Raw genomic sequence first — 17,158 nt, 5'->3', positions numbered from 1 at the left:
ACAAGCGACCAGTCGGTTTGTTATAGTGGAACTTGAGTAAAAATGAGGAGGTACGTACCCATGGCTAATATGTACGATCATGCGTATGAACTAGAAAAAGCAATCCGCGAAAGTGATGAATTCAAAGGCTTGAAAGCCGCTTACGATACGGTAATGAACGATCCATCTTCCAAGCAGATGTTCGAAAACTTCCGTAACATCCAACTTGAATTGCAGCAAAAACAAATGCAAGGTCAAGAAATCACGGAAGAAGAAGTACAAAAAGCACAAAGCGTAGTACAAGTCGTTCAGCAGGACGAACAGATTGCTAAGCTGATGGAACAAGAACAGCGTTTGAACATTGCAATCAATGACATTAGCCGCATCATCACAAAACCGCTGGAAGAACTATACAGCCAGCCGGAGGAGTAAGTGAAATCTCCTTCTTGCCTTTAAGGCAAGGAGGTTTTTTTTGTTTTGAAACCGAACGTGCATTCGCAAGTGCGGCGTGCTACTATAGAAGCAAACAGATACAGAAAGGAAAAGCCATGCAGCCTAAATTGACTTTCATCCATGCTGCTGATCTGCATTTGGATAGCCAAATGGAAGGTTTGACCATTGCGCATCCCGCGATGAAAAACCGTCTGCAGAACAGTACATTTCAATCCCTGAACCAGTTGGTGCAATCTGCCATCGATTTTAATGTTGATTTTGTCCTGCTGGCCGGGGATATCTTCGATTCCAATAGACAATCCTTAAAAGCGCTTGTCGCTTTGCGTGAAGCGTTCAGAATGCTTGAAGAGCACCGAATCGAAGTATACATGCAATATGGGAATCACGATTTTACCGGAAAGCAGCCAATGATGAGTTACCCGGAAAACGTACATATTTTCCCATCTGAAAAAGTGGAAACCTTCTTTTATGAAAAAAATGGAGAGCGAGCTGCTGCCATTCATGGATTCAGTTATACAACCAGACATATCGAATCAGGAAAGGTACAGGAATTTCAAGTAGCGGGGCAAGGATTGTATCAGATAGGAATGCTTCATGGCAGCCTGGCAACAGGCGGAGCAGCGGATGTATACGCACCTTTCAGAATCGAAGAATTGAAGCGTACAGGCTTTGATTACTGGGCATTGGGGCATATCCATAAACGGGAAATTCTATCCGAGCAGCCGCCGGTTGTCTATCCTGGGAATATACAGGGCAGACATCGTAAGGAATCAGGCGAAAAGGGCTGTTATCTGGTCGAGATGGAAGGGCAATCCTGTGATATGACTTTTGTACCTTTGCAGGATATCCGATTTGAAGAAGTGGTGTTTGTCTTGAAAGAAGCAATGGCCATCCATGAAGTGGAAAAAGAGTTGATGGAGCAATGCCTGGTATGGGGGGAGAGATTTAGCGAGGCAGTCCTTCATGTATCTTTCCAGGGAGCGGTGCATCAACTGCTGGAATGGGAACAACAAGACAGGCTGGATGAACTGCTTGATATCGTGAATGAACAGCAGCTTTCCCTTGGGAGGCAGCTTGTATTGGCAAGCTATACGATTCTGCCATCGATCGATATAGAGGAAGACCAGCTGCTGGAGCGCAATGATTTCACGGCTGCATTACTGACCAATGAGTATCTGCCGGATGAACTGAGACATACGCTTGGGGAGCTTACGAATAATCGCCAATTTCGTAAAATCAAACAGTACTATTCGGAAAGCGAAATGAAGGATATGCTGGAGGAAGCAAAACAGCTGCTGCTTCAAACGCTATGGGAGGTGAAATGAGCATGATCATCATGGGAGGACATGTATATGCTTTTGGAAAGCTGCATGACTATACTTTTGATTTCCAGGGTAAATCACTCGTCATCATCCAGGGAGACAATGAAGCTGGCAAATCCACATTGAAAGCATTTATCTTTTACATATTATTTGGGATGCGCTCCCGTGAATTGGATCTCTATATACCAAGGAATGGCGGCACACCTGGCGGAAGACTGCAGTTATCGTTCCCTGACGGTGTGGTGACCGTGGAGCGGATCCGCAATCAGCATGATGGACAGGCTGTATGTTATACAGTCATGGGGCAGCAGGATCAAAACTGGCTGGAAAAACGCCTTGGTGGCGTGGATGCCGCAGTATTCCAGCAAGTATTCTCCGTGGATACAGAGACACTTGTTTCCTTGCAGATGACAGACAGAGAACAGTTGGGAAAAGTGCTGCTTGATGCAGGACAATCGGGTGCTGCGGCTATTCATAAACTGGAAAAAAGGCTGCAGCAGGATTTACAGCAATTATTCCGCCCTCAAGGAAAAAAGCCGAAGATCAATAGCATGCTGCAGTCCTATGCTGAACAGGAACGTCTTGTACAAGCGTTGGAGCAAAAGGAGTCAGCCTACCTGCCCGATAAAGATAAGCTGGAGAGAGTGCAAAGGAATATAGCTGACTTGCAAACACAAAAAGCCGACCTTCGGGGAAAGATAAATGTACAGAATCAGATAATGCAAGCCATTCCGTGGCAAAAGAAAATAGCTTTTACAAAGGAGCAGCTGCAGAAGTTGGCTTTTGTGGATACATTTCCTCATGGAGGACTTGAACAGCTACAAGAAATGCAGCATCTGCTACAGCCCCTCGAGGCACAATTGCATGTTCACACAAACGAAGCAGCTGTGATGGATGCAGAGTTGGGGAAGGTACAAAAGCAGCTGATGGATGATGATGCATATGATGAACTTTATGATCTGACCGTCAGGATTGATTGGGATGTGAAGAGAAAGCATATCCATGAGCTGGCAGAAGAGCATGACAGGCTGATGAATCAAGCAAACAGCGTCCGGTCAATTCATCCATTCCCCGAACGATTCATCAACGATGACTCGCTGCAAAGAGCGCAAGCAGAATGGCGCCCGATGCAGGAGGAGGCGATGATCCTCCAGGCAGAAAGCGATCGTACGGATCAATACATCGCGTCGAAAAGACAGGAACTGAATAAACTGGACCAGCTTCAGGAACGGATCCAGCAGGAGCTGCTTTCGGAAAAAGAATATCGGGAGCTTCACAGCGAGAAGGACAAGAAACATGACACATATCATTCTCGGAAGGGGATAGTATCCCCTATCTTGCTTCTGCTAGTTTTTGGAGTGCTATTAAGTGGTATTGGTATTGTGACGGCAAGCTGGATCATGACCGGAAGTGGCTTTTTCCTGCTGGGTGGTGCCGTTTTGTTTTGGCGCAATGGTTCCAAGCTCTCCGGTACATCTTCCTATACGATGGAAAAATTGACGGAACAGCAGGATTTGCGAGTTCGCTCGCGCCAGTTGGAAGAGCAGCGGCATCCATCGGAGATACAGCTGGCGGAACTGCAGCATCAACAGTCTGAACAGTTGATACGAAAAGAAAAACTGCAGCAGAAAGTGGATATGTATCGCAAGCAGCTGCCATTTCTGCAGCATATTCCGCTTGCTGACTGGCTGCAAGCAACACAGGAATGGAAAGCCATGGAGCAGCTGGAGCAAAGTATTGAAAGAGCTAAGCAAGAAAGAGAGCAAGAACGTCATCATTACGAAAGTCTATTACACAGGCTTCGTGCAATAGCAGAAGTATCTGATGATCTAACTGTCGAGGAATGTATCAAACAAGCAGAATATATGCGTGAAACGCAGCAAAAACTAAGACACGCCAAGGAGCAGCTGCTTGGACGGTTGCATGAAAACAAACAGCAGCTGGGTATGCTGAAAAAGCAAATCAAGCCTTTGCAGGAGCAGAAAGCGCAGCTGTTTGCAAGCGCTGGGGCAGAAGATGACCGACAGTTCCAGCAGCTGTGGGAATCCTATCGGAAAAGGAAGCAGCTGGCTGATGAGCTGGCGCATTATCAGCTACAGCTGGAATCAATCCTGCCTGATGGACGATATGTGGAAGAATATCTGTATGAGCCAGAGGTGGTGGAAAAAACTATAGCCAGTCTGGAGATGGAGCAAGAAGTTGTGGAAGCAGATCTGGATGGATGCCGGCAGCAGGCGGCTACGCTGCAAGTCAAGCTGGCAGATCTGGAAGCCGATACGGAAGCATCGGCTGCTTATCACGAATTACAGCGACAAAAACAGCTGCTCACAGCTGCAGGACGAAAATGGGCGGTAAGGAAAATGGCGTATGAAATGCTGCAACAAACTAAACAATCGTTCCAGGAAGAAAGATTCCCGAAGGTTTTGCAGGAAGCAAGCAGGTTATTCGCAAAAGTGACAGACACTTATACAGCCCTCATTTTGAATGAAGAGGGGAAGTTGATCGTAAAAGACGAGCACAGCAGGATGATCGAATTAGAACGATTGTCGCGAGGGACGATCGAGCAGCTATATGTTTGTTTGCGGCTGGCTCTTTCACGTTTTCTTGGTGTCGGTCAAGGCATTCCATTACTGATTGACGATGCATTCAGTCATACAGATCAATCTAGAAGAGCCCGGTTTTTGCCTGTGCTTGAAGCGGCTGCAGATGTCCAGCAGATCATTTTATTTACTTGGGAAAGTCCAACAACTGAATGGATGCGCGATTCTAAAGTGGTTCGGCTTGGAAAAACGCAGAAAACTAGTTTTTGATAGCGCTTTTGCATTCGCAAAAAGGTAAAGATAATGGTAAACTGGTTAAGATAAAAATTGGATTATTGTATGCTGGAGGGTCGGGCAGTGCCGAGTAACGAAGAAAATTGGACTAAATATGAGGAAACGATCGAAAAGTTCATACAGGTCATTGCCAAGAATATGAATTTATATGGTATCACCTCATCTGTTGGACGCCTATATGGTGCGCTTTATTTTGCGGATCGACCAATGACATTGGATGACATGAGGGATGCTCTGGAAATGAGCAAAACGAGCATGTCCACAGGTGTCAGGGCTTTGGCGGATATGAAAATGGTGGAGCCTGCATATAAAAAGGGTATGCGGAAGGATCTATATAAATCGGAGGAAGACTGGTACAAATCTTTTACATCTATCTTCGGGAATAAGTGGGAGAAAAGCACCCAAACAAACTTGGAAGAAGCGGAGGAGACGATTGAGGAGCTGAAGCAGCTGAAAGAAACAGTCGATGATTCCACGCTGATCGAAAAGATCGATCGGGATATCGATCGCTTGCTTTATGCGCGTGATTATTATGAATGGCTGCTGCAATTCATCAATGTAGTCGAATCAGGAGAAATATTCAAATACGTTCCAAAGCCGCCAAAGAGATAAGGGCATTGGAGCATGATGCCCTTGCTAGCATAGTAAGGGCTGTATTTATGAGGGAGGAGAATTAGCGTTGAAAAAAGGGATCGGGTATTTTCAAGTAGGAGATAAGTTTGACAGCTATTTGCTGATCAAACAAGCAGACAAGGCAATTGCAAGTAACGGAAAAGCTTTTTTGACCTTGATACTAGGTGATGATACCGGAGATATCGAGGCGAAGCTATGGGATGCATCACCAGCAGATGAACAACGATATCAACCAGATCAAGTGATCAAAGTCCAAGGAGAGGTGAACGCATTCCGCGGGCGTTTGCAGCTGAAAATCCAGGCTATCCGTTTATCTGAACCAGCTGATGGTGTACATGCACATGATTTTGTCAAACGGGCACCGCTTTCCAAGGAACAGCTGCTGGAGGAATTGACATCATTCATTTTTGAAATGGAGAACCCGAATTTACAACGGATAAGCCGGTATTTCGTTTCCAACCATCAGGAACAGCTGCTTGCTTACCCTGCGGCCGTGCGCAATCACCATGAGTTCGTTTCCGGGCTTGCGTTCCATGTGGTATCAATGTTGAGGATCGCACGTGAATTGAAGAATCTATATCCTGAGATCAATAAGGATTTGCTTTATGCTGGAATCATCCTTCACGATATCGGTAAATTGCGGGAACTTTCCGGTGCGACCAGCCCTACTTATACGGTCGAAGGCAAGCTGCTCGGCCATATTTCCATCATGTCAGATGAAATTGCCCAGGCTGCTCGGGAATTGCAAATTGAAGCCGAGGAAGTCATGGTTTTGCAGCATATGATTCTAAGTCATCATGGCAAAGGGGAATGGGGCAGTCCGAAGCCGCCGCTAGTGCGGGAGGCAGAGCTTCTGCATATGATCGACATGATCGATGCGAAAATGAACACATTGCAGCGTGTGATGGATAAAGTGGCACCTGGGGAATTCTCCGAACGTGTCTTTTCATTGGAAAACCGCAGTTTCTACAAGCCTGCTTTTGAGCGGGAGTAAAAGCAAGGGATAGAGAGAAAACAGTAGAATAGAGGGAATATTATGAGATGGAAGGATTGGGATCGTAATCTTAAGATCCGTTTGCTTGGGGAAGCAATGATGAACTTCCTGTTCTGGGCATACTTCCCGTTCATGACAATCTTTTTTCAAGATGCTTTCGGGAAGGACAAAGCAGGCTGGCTGCTTATGCTTTCCCAAGTACTCTCCGTGCTTGCAAGCTTGATAGGAGGATATTGTGCCGATCGTTTTGGCAGGAGGAGAATGATGAGTATTGCTGTCGCTGGTCAATCCATCACTTTCTTGGTATTTGCATATGCCAATTCACCATGGTTGACTTCTTCAGCTTTGACTTTCCTTGCGTTTAGCTTTCTCGGAATTTGGAGTGCATTGTATTCACCTGCATCACATGCAATGGTGGCCGATGTGGTAGAGGAGAAACATCGGGCTTCTGTTTTTGCCATCTTTTATACTAGTTTGAATATTGCGGTTGTTGTCGGGCCGCTGATTGGCACAGTATTATTTTATACGTATCGTTTCCAAATGCTGATGGCTGGTTTTGTCCTGACAGCTGTGTTGTTTGTCATCATGCAGATTTTCGTAAGGGAAACGGTTCCGAAAAAGGAACAGACCAAAGCGGATCATGCTGTATGGTATAAAGCTGTCTGGCAAGAACTGCAGGCATATCGGATCATTGCCAAAGACCGGACATTCCTGCTGTTCATCGTGGCGGGTGTATTGGTCGCGCAAACATTCATGCAGCTTGATATCCTGATTGCTGTCTATACGAGTGAAGTCATCTCGAATCAGACTGTATTCGCATTAGGTGATTTCAATATGCAAGTGGACGGAAAGCAAGCATTTTCAATCATCCTGGCATTCAATGGATTATTGGTTGCTTTGTTTACCGTGTTCATATCGAAATTCATCACGAAATTCCGCATTGCCCGTGTGTTTGTAGCTTCCAGCATTGCGTATGCTGCAGGCATCTTCCTGTACGGGATGACCGAAAGCTTTTGGATCTTTGTTATTGCCATCACCTTATTTACGATCGGTGAGCTTATGGTAGTTGGTTTACAAGAAAGTTTTGTAGCATCATTGGCATCCGAAGATAGCAGGGGGCAATACTTTTCTGCAGCCAGTCTGCGTTTTACGTTCGGCAAGCTGTTGGCGCCTTTGAGTCTGGTGCTTGTCAGCTACATGAATTATAAGCTGACATTCATTCTTCTTGCTTTATTGGCTCTGGTAAGTGCCTTTGTTTATAATACGATGTTCAAGCGCTATCATAGAGAGCAAAGAACCCTCTCTTGATCTTTGTCATGAATCCTTGTCCGATGGCATAGATATTACACAACAAGGACAAGGGGGTATTACAATGCCAGATATTCCAATGTGGGTCTTGCTTGTTTTCCTTTGCATGATCGGCAGTGGCTTCATGGCATTCCGGACGCAGCGGCATGATTACCAAACAGAGCAGCAGTTCATCGAGCGGGAAGGAAATGTATATATGGAGCGCATGGAGGAAGAAAAAGCGAAACGTGCAAATAAAAAGTAATGAAAAAGACCGAAACGAATTGGGGCCATCCCAATGGTTTCGGTCTTTTTTCATGATCAGCCGGAAGTTGTTGGTGTTGAAGTCATTTTTTCGACTAAATCTTCGTATTTATCGATTTTGATATCAAAGTCTGCATCTTTCAGTACTTTGTTTAATTTCTCTTGTTGTTCAGCGGTATCCACTTTTTGGAGAGCAAGCTGCATCTTGATATCGTCACGTTCATCTTCCAAGGAACCGACTTTCTCTTCTGCATCACGCGTGTCATCCAATCGGATGATATGCCAGCCGAAGCTAGACTCTACAGGATCACTGATTTCACCTTTTTTCAGTTTATAAGCTGCATCCTCGAAGGCTGCATCCATCGTACCTGCAGGGAACCAGTCAAGGGAGCCTTTTGTTTCCACGGATGCTGTATCAGTTGAGTAGTCTTTAACAAGCTTGTCCCAATCTTCGCCGTCATCAAGCTTTTGTTTTACTTCTTTTGCCGTTTTTTCATCCGCAACCAAGATATGGCTTGCGTTCAGATCTGTCTTCATATGATCATAGCGTTTTTGGATTTCGTCATCAGAAACATCGACGCCATCTGTAATAGCTTTTTGCTGAAGGATGTTAGTCTTAACTGCTTCACGCAAATCATCTTCATCCGCAAATCCGGATTGCTGCAAAGCTGCTTCGAAATTGTCTTTATATTGATCCTTCATTTTCTTTACTTCTTTATCAATTTCGTCTTTGCTTGCATCGTATTTATCATCAAGTGCCTTTTCCAGAACCATAGTCTGCAGCACTTGGGAACCGTATTTGTCACTCAGTTCCTGATAATAATCCTCTTTAGAAATATCCCCAGCTTTTGATTCTACCACTGTCTCACCTGAACCACATGCTGATAAAGCGACAACGCTTGTCGCGAATACTGCAGCGATAGCCAATTTCTTCATGAAAACAAACACTCCTAATCCACGTATATTTGATTGGCGGTTCATCCGCCGTTTCCCCATAAGACAATATATCACATAATGACGGGTAAAAGGTAACCTGTACCGGCAATTCCACAGTTTTTCCATATGTAAAAACGCTCCTTGTGAGGAACGTCATTTAACAAGTATATCGTAACTCTTATCTGTACCTGCAATGACGCACTTGCGTGGTGCTTGCAGCAAGTTGCAAAGATAAAAGCCATCTGAAAATGTCATACCTGCATTAAGGCTGACGAGCAGGATACAATATATGGGCATCGTATCCAGGAATATTGCTGCTGACAATAAAGGCAGCGTCAGCAGTATAGTCGGCATCAGTAAGGAAAAGAAAGGAATGAATTTACTTGTTCCGGTACTTACTTTAAACTGCAGCATCGGAATGCAAGATCCGATCCAGCGCAGTTTGTATGCACAGCGCTTCCCCGTTATCCAAAAAGGAATCAAATGTGTGATTACATGGATGAATGGAAGCAAATATAGGGAAAACAATGAAATCAATAGTCCTGTTTCTTCGATTTTCATTTTAGGGTGGATCAGCGTCAGCATCGGATATAGGATGATGAAAGTAAGTATCCCGATCATCGTTGAAATAAGGAAAATCCGATTGGAACCGAGATCTTTTTTTGCATCGACACTTTTCCAGCAGTTCATGTCTGCAGCTCCCTTCAGGCATTAGAATTAGGGTGAGCTTTTCTTCACTTAAGAGATATTAGTACGTTTGAACGGGAAAATCAATAGCTTTCCAGGAAAATTTACTTTAAAATATAAGAACAAGTTCCGTTCTCATGAAACGGCCATTTTGAGAGACAAAGGAAGCGTTTTTATGGAGGAAGAAAAAAAGAGTACGCTATCTTTTCATCTGCAGCTGATTGCAGAGACAGGGGTGCTGGATAAATATCCTTTCCGCAAACTTCTCATTGAACGGGATATAAATGAGGAGGAATATGCTGCTGTTGTGGAAATGCTCCAGCGTCTGAACAAACTATACAAGGAGCAAAAGCAAGAAGGCTTGCTGGATTACACGTCCCTGCTATTGGAATTTGTCGGCATGATGCCGCAGAAGCTTCATTATTGGGATGTGTTGCTTGCGCTCCGGGAAGAAAAACAGGATGATACATACACAGATCTTGTGGGTGAACTGATTCTGCTTGATATGAAAAACCGCTATTAGCTTGAGCTGATAGCGGTTATTTTTTTGAGCAAATCTGCAGCTTGGTTGTGGAAGTTCAAGCTGCTATTCAGTTTTTCCTGTGTGGGTTCACTTGCGGAGTCAGTATTTGGGACGGACTGTGCGATATGCTGCAATGTTTCGAGCTGTCGATTTATTTGTGTATAGCATTGCTTGATGTGCCATGCCATCAATTTTTCATAGACGTGACTGGTGCATCCATAAAAATCTTTTCGTTCCCCTTTTACCCAGATACGTTCTGCAAGCTCTTGATGGGATAAAGTACGAATGGCTATAGAGACAGCTGTTTTACTTTTTCCGATTAAATTCGCCATTTGATCGAGTGTGATGGGACGGTTTTCTACATATAGTATAGCCAGCAGCCGAGCTTCTGTCCCGGAAAGACTGAAGAGCTCTCCAGTTCGCGTCAATTCGCTGATGAATGTTTCACTTAGAGAAGCTTTCTTATCCACTTTGGTTCGCTCCTTTGCTTCGTTCACTTGCTGATAAAACAAGCTTACACGAAACAAGTTTGTAACGGAAATCAGCTATACCATAGTATTTTAGAGCATTTGGGAGGAATTAGAAGCATTTTGGACATATACTTTGTACAGTATATTCTGTACGTACTATACGTTCAGATATAACGCTTAATATCGTTTGATTTGTTTAGTCTTTATGTTTAGTATTAATAGGGTCGAAACAACGTAATAGGAAAATATCCCTGATTATTACATTCAGGTTACAAAAGATTAGTGAAAAAGAGGTGAATACTGTGCCAATTATTAAAGTGGAAAATCTCTCTAAAGTGTTTGGTAAAAACACAAAGGCAGCACTTAAACTAGCAGAAGCTGGTAAGACGAAAGAAGAGATTTTAAAAGAAACAGGAAGCACAGTTGGTGTCAATCGTGCATCATTTGAAGTGGAAGCTGGAGAAATCTTCGTCATCATGGGTCTTTCCGGAAGTGGTAAATCCACTTTGGTCCGACTTATCAATCGTCTGATCGAACCGACTACAGGTGATGTTTACATTGATGGTGAGAACTTAGCGAAAATGGATAAGAAAGAGCTTCGCCGGGTTCGTCGTCAGAAGCTGAGTATGGTATTCCAACGATTCGGTCTATTCCCTAATAGAACAATTTTACAAAATGCCGAATACGGTCTTGAAATTCAAGGAATGAGCAAGCAAGAAAGAAGTGAGAAAGCGAAGACATCCTTGGAACTCGTTGGTCTTGGAAGTTATCTGGATCAATATCCGGGTCAATTGTCCGGAGGGATGCAACAGCGTGTGGGGTTGGCTCGAGCACTGGCAAACGATCCCGAAGTCATGCTTATGGATGAAGCTTTTTCAGCACTGGATCCGCTTATCAGAAAAGATATGCAAGATGAATTACTTGATTTGCAAGAGACGATGAAGAAGACGATTTTGTTCATTACACATGATTTGGACGAAGCGCTTCGCATCGGTGACCGCATTGCCCTGATGAAAGACGGGCACATCGTTCAAATTGGTACGCCTGAAGAGATCCTGATGAATCCGGCCAATAGTTACGTCGAGAAATTCGTCGAGGATGTAGATCGTGCAAAAGTACTTACGGCACAACAAATCATGAAACGCCCGGAAACGGTAAACATTGAAAAACATGGTCCCCGAGTGGCATTGGAACGTATGCGGGAAGCTGGATTGTCGAGTATCTTGGTTGTTGACAGCAAACGAGTACTGCAAGGTATCGTAACTGCCGATGCGGCGAATGAAGCCAGAAAGAACGAAGTAAAAAACCTATCGGAAATCATCCAGCGGGATGTGCCGACTGTGGAGAAGGAAACGCCGCTGCATGATCTGTTTGCTGTCATCCATGACTCTCCAGTTCCGTTAGCAGTCACAGAGAACGGAAAGTTATTAGGAATTATCGTCAGAGGTGCAGTGATCGGTGCGCTTGCTGGTGAGGGTGAGGTGAACGAGAATGCTTAATTTCATGGAAAACGTAGAGGCTTTGCCAGTTGCGGATTGGACAACTGATTTCGTAAGTTGGCTCACAGATACATTTGCTTTCTTATTCGATCCAATCAAGGATGGATTAGGCAATTTGATGGATGTCATAACTTCAGGTCTTGATGCCATTCCTCCTGTCATTTTTATTTTGCTAGTTGCACTATTAGCCTTTTTCATGACAGGCAAGAAATTCGGATTGGCTGTATTCAGTATCGTCGGTTTACTGTTCATTTGGAACCAAGGATTGTGGGACCAACTGATCGATACTTTCACACTTGTACTGACGTCCAGTATTTTGTGTATTATCATCGGTATCCCGATTGGAATCTTGATGTCCAAAAGTAAGATTGCGCAAACAATCATCACTCCGATTCTTGATTTCATGCAGACGATGCCTGCATTCGTTTATTTAATTCCTGCTGTTGCTTTCTTCAGCATCGGAGTTGTACCGGGTATCTTTGCATCTTTAATCTTTGCAACACCACCAACTGTACGTTTTACGAACCTTGGTATCCGCCAAGTTTCCGAAGAGCTGGTAGAAGCGGCAGATGCCTTTGGTTCTACCGGACCACAAAAGCTATTTAAAGTGGAATTGCCTATGGCAAAATACACTATCATGGCTGGTATCAACCAGACAGTCATGCTGGCACTTTCCATGGTCGTCATTGCATCCATGATTGGTGCGCCAGGGCTTGGTCGTGAAGTACTCTCTTCCTTGCAGCGAGCACAGGTTGGTCCTGGATTCGTAGCAGGATTAAGCATTGTTGTACTTGCAATCATCATTGACCGTTTCACACAAAACATTTACAAAGACAAATCTAAGTAATGACAGCCATAACAGGCTTTCAAAAATAAAGGAAAAGGGGAGTTCGATTACATGAAGAAGTGGAAAACATTAGGTGCAGCAACGGGACTTGCATTGACATTGGTAGCAGCAGGATGCGGAAATGACAGCTCCAGCTCAGACAGCTTCAGCGAACAAGTGGATTATACGATTACTGGAATCGAAGCTGGCGCAGGTGTCATGAGTGCGACAGAAAAAGCAATTGAAGATTATGATCAGCTGAATGGCTGGACACTGCAGCCATCTTCCAGTGGTGCAATGGCTACAACTTTAGGTGAAGCCATCAAGGATGAAGAACCTATCATCATCACTGGCTGGACACCGCATTGGATGTTCAGTAAATATGATCTGAAATACTTGGAAGATCCAAAGGGGTCATTCGGTAGTGAAGAGACTATCAACACAATGACTCGTCAGGGATTTGCTGACGATGTACCAGGGGCAAACACCGTGCTTGATCAATTCAACTGGTCAACGGATGATATGGGTGAAGTTATGCTGGAAGTCAGTGAAGGAACAGACCCAGCAGAAGCTGCTCGAAAATGGGTTGATGAACATGCTGATCAAGTAGCTGAGTGGACTAAAGGAGCAGAAGAAGGCAGCGGTCAAGAAGTCAGTCTGACATATGTGGAGTGGGATTCTGAAGTTGCTTCAACGAATGTTATGAAGGTAGTTCTTGATGATCTAGGATATGATGCCAAGATCACTCCTCTTGACAATGCTGTTATGTGGCAGTCTGTAGCAAATGGCGAAGCGGATGCTATGGTAGCTGCTTGGCTGCCGACGACACATGGTGATTTGTATGACCAATACAAGGACCAAGTCGTTGATTTAGGCCCTAACTTGGAAGGTGCAAAAACTGGTTTGGTTGTACCATCTTATGTTGATGCAAATTCTATTGAAGATTTAGAAGCAAAATAATAGATTGAGCCTCTTCCATCGGGAAGAGGCTTTTTGATTTCTAGGAAAAATCGTGAAAAAATCGCAGAATGGGCATATGGACTCGGGGAAGGGAACGGAGACAGGCAGTAGCCAGAACAGGATTGGTTGTCCCTAGCTACATACATAAAGGCAGATTCGATTGAGGATTTAAAACCCAAAGAATAATCAATGAAAAATGCTCTCCATTACGGAGAGCATCTTTTCATTGATTATTTTTCTTGTTTGCTTTCTCTTCCAGTTCTTTCAAGCTTTTCTCGATTTGAGCCAAGCTTTTCTGGATGTTTTTCTGATGTGGTTCCACTGTCCGTTTCCAGCTGTCGATGGAGGTTTTGACATCAGCTGATAGTTCCTTGAACATCGCCGCGCCCTCTTTGGACGTCTTGCTGATTTGTTCTTTTAGCTGTGTTCCTTCATTTTTCAAATTATTGAATGTAACCTTCCATTCGTCACTGCGCTGCTTCGCATCTGCGCGCAGATCCTTGCCGGAGGATGGTGCTGTCAGCAAAGTGATTGCTGCGCTGACTGTGCTTCCCACTAGTATACCTACTGCGATTGATTTGCCACTTGCCATTCTCTCCACTCCTTCCTGCTCTCATTATACTATTTTCTCTTCTTATGTAGCAGTGAAACCTGTTCGTACAAGCTTAGTTGTTTTTACTGCTGATCAATTCCGCCAATTCGCCCAAATGTTCACTTGCAGCAGTGTCGTTCTGTTCGAAGGTGGCATGGAAGCCATCATCTTTTCCGTACCTTGGAATCAAATGGACATGCAAGTGGAAGACGGTCTGTCCTGCTGCTGCTTCCGTGTTGCTCAACACATTCAATCCGGCAGGCGCGAAAGCTTCCTTGATTGCATTCGCGATTTGCGGTACACGTGCAAATACTTGCTGTGCCACTTCAGGCGGTGTTTCGTATATGTTCTTTGTATGAGTCTTCGGGATGATAAGGGTATGCCCCTTGGTCACTTGTCCGATATCCATAAATGCTAATACGTGCTCATCCTCGTACACTTTCGCAGATGGCAGTTCGCCAGCAGCGATTTTACAGAAGATACAATCCTTTTCATGCATACGATCACTCCTTTAACGTGTATACATATTGTATAAAGGAATGGACATGCTTGTAAAGTAAGTAGAATAAAATAGGCAGACATCCCGTAACGGCCGGAATGTTGGAATTCTTCGCGTTTTGGGAGTGTCTGCCCAAGAAGCAAGGTTGCCAAGAGTTAAAACCATTTCGAACTGTACAGCGGCTTACGAATTTGCGCCAGTACACTTTCAGCTTGCTTACAGTTGTAAATCAGCTTACTTTCGGACGTAGCGGTTTGTATCTCCGACCAACACCTCATTTTTTTAGGAATGGGTCTTGCTTGAAGGAAATCCTCTTGGCAACTTCTTTGCTTCTTGAAATTAGTATGTGCAGCATGCTTACGATTATAACCGTTTTATTTTGGCAAATCCGGCCCGCTTTGGTAAACTTTTAGCAGTATAGTGTGTTTTAGAAAGGGGAAAAGGTAATGCAGCCTTTGTTACATATAAATTCACTGACAGGTGGATACACACATAAAAATGTCCTGCATGACATTTCGTTCCAAGTGGATGCGGGGGAAATCGTCGGCCTTATCGGTCTCAATGGAGCAGGGAAGAGTACGACCATCAAGCATATCATCGGCTTGATGCAGCCAAAGGGCGGCAGCATCGAGATCAGCGGCAGTACTTTTGCAGCTTCACCTGAAACGTACCGGAGCAACTTTTCCTACATACCGGAAATGCCGATGCTGTATGACGAACTGACTTTGTACGATCATTTGCGTTTGACCGCACAGGCGTATGATCTTTCGAAAGAAGAGTTCGATAAACGGCTTCCGCCTTTATTGAAAGAATTCCGGCTCGAAAAGAAGCTGAAGATGTTTCCGGTGCATTTCTCAAAAGGGATGCGGCAAAAAGTGATGATCATGTGCTCATTCCTCGTTGAGCCGGATCTCTATATTGTGGACGAGCCTTTTGTCGGGCTTGATCCGCTTGGTATCCAGTCTTATTTGCAGCTGATGAATCAGGCAAAGGATAACGGAGCTGGCATTTTGATGTCTACGCATATTCTGGCTACTGCTGAACGTTATTGCGACCGTATTGTCATCTTGCATGACGGAAAACTCAGGGCAGCCGGGACAATGGACGAACTGCGCAATGAATTCGATATGGCGGATGCGACATTGGATGATTTGTATGTCCAGCTTACAAAGGAAGAAGATGGCCATGTTTAATCCGGAAATATTCTTCAAGCAGCGGTTAACCGATCATATGAAAGAGATGAATCGCTATCTGCGCTATATTTTCAATCAGCATCTATTGATAGCCATGCTATTCCTGATTTCAGGTTTGGCATTTTATTATCAGCAATGGCTTGAGACTCTTGCTCCCGACTTCCCGGCTGCACTTTTGATTGGAGCGGTTTTCGGTCTTCTTGTCAGCTACAGCCCAGTCCGTACTTTACTGAAAGAAGCCGACTTAGTGTTCCTGCTTCCGCTTGAGCCAAAGCTGCATCGTTATTTCAAGCTGACAATCGGATACAGCTTCTTTACACAGCTTTATATGATCATTGTGGCTGCAGCTGCACTTGCACCTTTATTTTTTGCAGCGAACCTTGGCGATGGCTTTACAGCTTATCTGCTTGTCATCGCTGTCATGCTCATTTTCAAACTGTGGAATCTGCATATGAATTGGTGGATGCTGAAAGTCCGGAATGCGAATATCCGACGAATTGAGCAGACATGCCGCGTCGTACTCAATGTTGGGTGTTTTTGGTTCTTTTTACGAGGTGATTTGATCATTGCCGGCGTTTTGACGGTTCTGTTCGTTGCATTGCTTCTGGCAGACTTCAGTATAAGCAGGAAACAAGGCGGTTTGGCATGGGATCTTCTGATTGAAAAGGATCAGGCGCGGATGCAGGCGTTTTATCGGATTGCCAATCAATTTGCGGATGTACCGCATTTGAAGACAAAAGTCCATAAGCTTCAAGCAGTCGTCAATCTGTTCACCAGGAGGGTCAAGTTCGAGCAGAAGTATACGTACGACTATCTGTTCCGGGTGACCTTTGTCAGGGGCGGGGATTATTTCGGTTTATTCCTGCGATTGACCATCCTTTCCGGGGTTATCATTTACTTTATCCCTAATCTTTGGGTCCAGCTGGCGTTTGCTTTGCTGTTTCTTTATTTGACACTGTTCCAGCTGATCGGTATGTGGAAACATCATCGTACCATCGCTTGGATGGATCTTTACCCGGTAGCAGAAGGCACCCGGAAACGGGCATTATTATCTCTTTTGCAGCAATTGGCCATCATACAGGCTGTATTGCTGAGCCTGGTATTTTTACTTCAGGCTGATGTGCTCGGATTTGTCTTGGCGCTCGCTGCCGGAATTGCCTTCGGTTTTGTGTTTGTCCGAATGTATGTGCCTAAACGGCTGAAATAG

18 protein-coding genes are annotated in these 17,158 nt (G+C 44.5%); 13 read left to right on the top strand and 5 right to left on the bottom strand.

Features of this window, described 5'->3' with window-relative positions; all coding sequences use genetic code 11:
- The first annotated feature begins 60 nt into the window (after positions 1-60).
- The 7 genes from SFC66_RS13825 to SFC66_RS13795 all read left to right on the top strand — a co-directional run bounded on the left by SFC66_RS13825 (position 61) and on the right by SFC66_RS13795 (position 7,767).
- Entirely contained in the window at positions 61-411 is a 351-nt protein-coding gene (locus tag SFC66_RS13825; RefSeq protein ID WP_411219323.1) for a YlbF/YmcA family competence regulator, read from the top strand.
- Positions 412-527: 116 nt separating this feature from the next.
- Positions 528-1,757: a metallophosphoesterase family protein gene (locus SFC66_RS13820; protein ID WP_411219322.1), complete on the top strand. Its 1,230-nt coding sequence runs from the start codon at positions 528-530 to the stop codon at positions 1,755-1,757.
- Positions 1,754-4,564, top strand: a complete 2,811-nt coding sequence (locus SFC66_RS13815) for an AAA family ATPase (protein WP_411219321.1) — start codon at positions 1,754-1,756, stop codon at positions 4,562-4,564. The genes SFC66_RS13820 and SFC66_RS13815 overlap by 4 nt, the downstream gene beginning before the upstream one ends.
- 87 nt (positions 4,565-4,651) lie before the next feature.
- A complete protein-coding gene (locus SFC66_RS13810) occupies positions 4,652-5,200 on the top strand; it encodes a GbsR/MarR family transcriptional regulator (protein WP_411219320.1) in 549 nt (182 codons plus the stop codon).
- Between the two features lie 67 nt (positions 5,201-5,267).
- Positions 5,268-6,215 carry a 3'-5' exoribonuclease YhaM gene (gene yhaM, locus SFC66_RS13805; protein ID WP_411219319.1) on the top strand — a complete coding sequence of 316 codons (948 nt, stop codon included), beginning with the start codon at positions 5,268-5,270 and terminating at the stop codon, positions 6,213-6,215.
- Between the two features lie 42 nt (positions 6,216-6,257).
- On the top strand, positions 6,258-7,523 hold the full coding sequence (locus SFC66_RS13800; protein WP_411219318.1) for an MDR family MFS transporter: 1,266 nt from the start codon (positions 6,258-6,260) through the stop codon (positions 7,521-7,523).
- A gap of 64 nt (positions 7,524-7,587) precedes the next feature.
- Positions 7,588-7,767 (top strand): sporulation YhaL family protein, encoded by a 180-nt coding sequence (locus tag SFC66_RS13795; RefSeq protein WP_411219317.1) that lies wholly within the window; start codon positions 7,588-7,590, stop codon positions 7,765-7,767.
- A gap of 56 nt (positions 7,768-7,823) precedes the next feature.
- On the opposite strand, the gene SFC66_RS13790 is transcribed toward SFC66_RS13795, so the two are convergent.
- Positions 7,824-8,702, bottom strand: a complete 879-nt coding sequence (locus tag SFC66_RS13790; protein ID WP_411219316.1) for a peptidylprolyl isomerase — start codon at positions 8,700-8,702, stop codon at positions 7,824-7,826.
- Between the two features lie 153 nt (positions 8,703-8,855).
- Positions 8,856-9,392: a metalloprotease family protein gene (locus tag SFC66_RS13785; RefSeq protein ID WP_411219315.1), complete on the bottom strand. Its 537-nt coding sequence runs from the start codon at positions 9,390-9,392 to the stop codon at positions 8,856-8,858.
- Positions 9,393-9,564: 172 nt separating this feature from the next.
- On the opposite strand from SFC66_RS13785, the gene SFC66_RS13780 reads away from it, so the two are divergent.
- Positions 9,565-9,912 (top strand): DUF1878 family protein, encoded by a 348-nt coding sequence (locus tag SFC66_RS13780; RefSeq protein WP_411219314.1) that lies wholly within the window; start codon positions 9,565-9,567, stop codon positions 9,910-9,912.
- Here the strand turns inward: SFC66_RS13780 and SFC66_RS13775 are convergent.
- Positions 9,909-10,382, bottom strand: coding sequence for a GbsR/MarR family transcriptional regulator (locus tag SFC66_RS13775; protein ID WP_411219313.1), 474 nt, complete (start codon positions 10,380-10,382; stop codon positions 9,909-9,911). The two genes, SFC66_RS13780 and SFC66_RS13775, sit on opposite strands and share 4 nt — an antisense overlap.
- A gap of 302 nt (positions 10,383-10,684) precedes the next feature.
- Here SFC66_RS13775 and SFC66_RS13770 point away from each other — a divergent pair, with 302 nt between their 5' ends.
- The 3 genes from SFC66_RS13770 to SFC66_RS13760 are packed head-to-tail and all read left to right on the top strand — an operon-like array spanning position 10,685 to position 13,667.
- A complete protein-coding gene (locus SFC66_RS13770; RefSeq protein WP_411219312.1) occupies positions 10,685-11,881 on the top strand; it encodes a quaternary amine ABC transporter ATP-binding protein in 1,197 nt (398 codons plus the stop codon).
- Complete coding sequence (locus SFC66_RS13765) at positions 11,874-12,728, top strand: ABC transporter permease (RefSeq protein ID WP_411219311.1); 855 nt, start codon at positions 11,874-11,876, stop codon at positions 12,726-12,728. Before SFC66_RS13770 ends, SFC66_RS13765 begins: the two co-directional genes overlap by 8 nt.
- A 51-nt stretch (positions 12,729-12,779) precedes the next feature.
- On the top strand, positions 12,780-13,667 hold the full coding sequence (locus tag SFC66_RS13760; protein WP_411219310.1) for a glycine betaine ABC transporter substrate-binding protein: 888 nt from the start codon (positions 12,780-12,782) through the stop codon (positions 13,665-13,667).
- Between the two features lie 223 nt (positions 13,668-13,890).
- Here SFC66_RS13760 and SFC66_RS13755 read toward each other — a convergent pair whose 3' ends face one another.
- Both SFC66_RS13755 and SFC66_RS13750 read right to left on the bottom strand, forming a co-directional pair.
- Positions 13,891-14,259: a YtxH domain-containing protein gene (locus tag SFC66_RS13755; RefSeq protein WP_411219309.1), complete on the bottom strand. Its 369-nt coding sequence runs from the start codon at positions 14,257-14,259 to the stop codon at positions 13,891-13,893.
- Between the two features lie 73 nt (positions 14,260-14,332).
- Entirely contained in the window at positions 14,333-14,758 is a 426-nt protein-coding gene (locus tag SFC66_RS13750; protein WP_411219308.1) for an HIT family protein, read from the bottom strand.
- Between the two features lie 446 nt (positions 14,759-15,204).
- On the opposite strand from SFC66_RS13750, the gene SFC66_RS13745 reads away from it, so the two are divergent.
- Both SFC66_RS13745 and SFC66_RS13740 read left to right on the top strand, forming a co-directional pair.
- Positions 15,205-15,951, top strand: coding sequence for an ABC transporter ATP-binding protein (locus SFC66_RS13745; protein WP_411219307.1), 747 nt, complete (start codon positions 15,205-15,207; stop codon positions 15,949-15,951).
- Positions 15,944-17,158, top strand: coding sequence for an ABC transporter permease (locus tag SFC66_RS13740; protein ID WP_411219306.1), 1,215 nt, complete (start codon positions 15,944-15,946; stop codon positions 17,156-17,158). The genes SFC66_RS13745 and SFC66_RS13740 overlap by 8 nt, the downstream gene beginning before the upstream one ends.

This window comes from Terribacillus saccharophilus, from assembly GCF_046592895.1.
Classification (GTDB): domain Bacteria; phylum Bacillota; class Bacilli; order Bacillales; family Amphibacillaceae; genus Terribacillus; species Terribacillus saccharophilus_D.
This window is presented reverse-complemented; position numbering and strand designations above follow the sequence as displayed.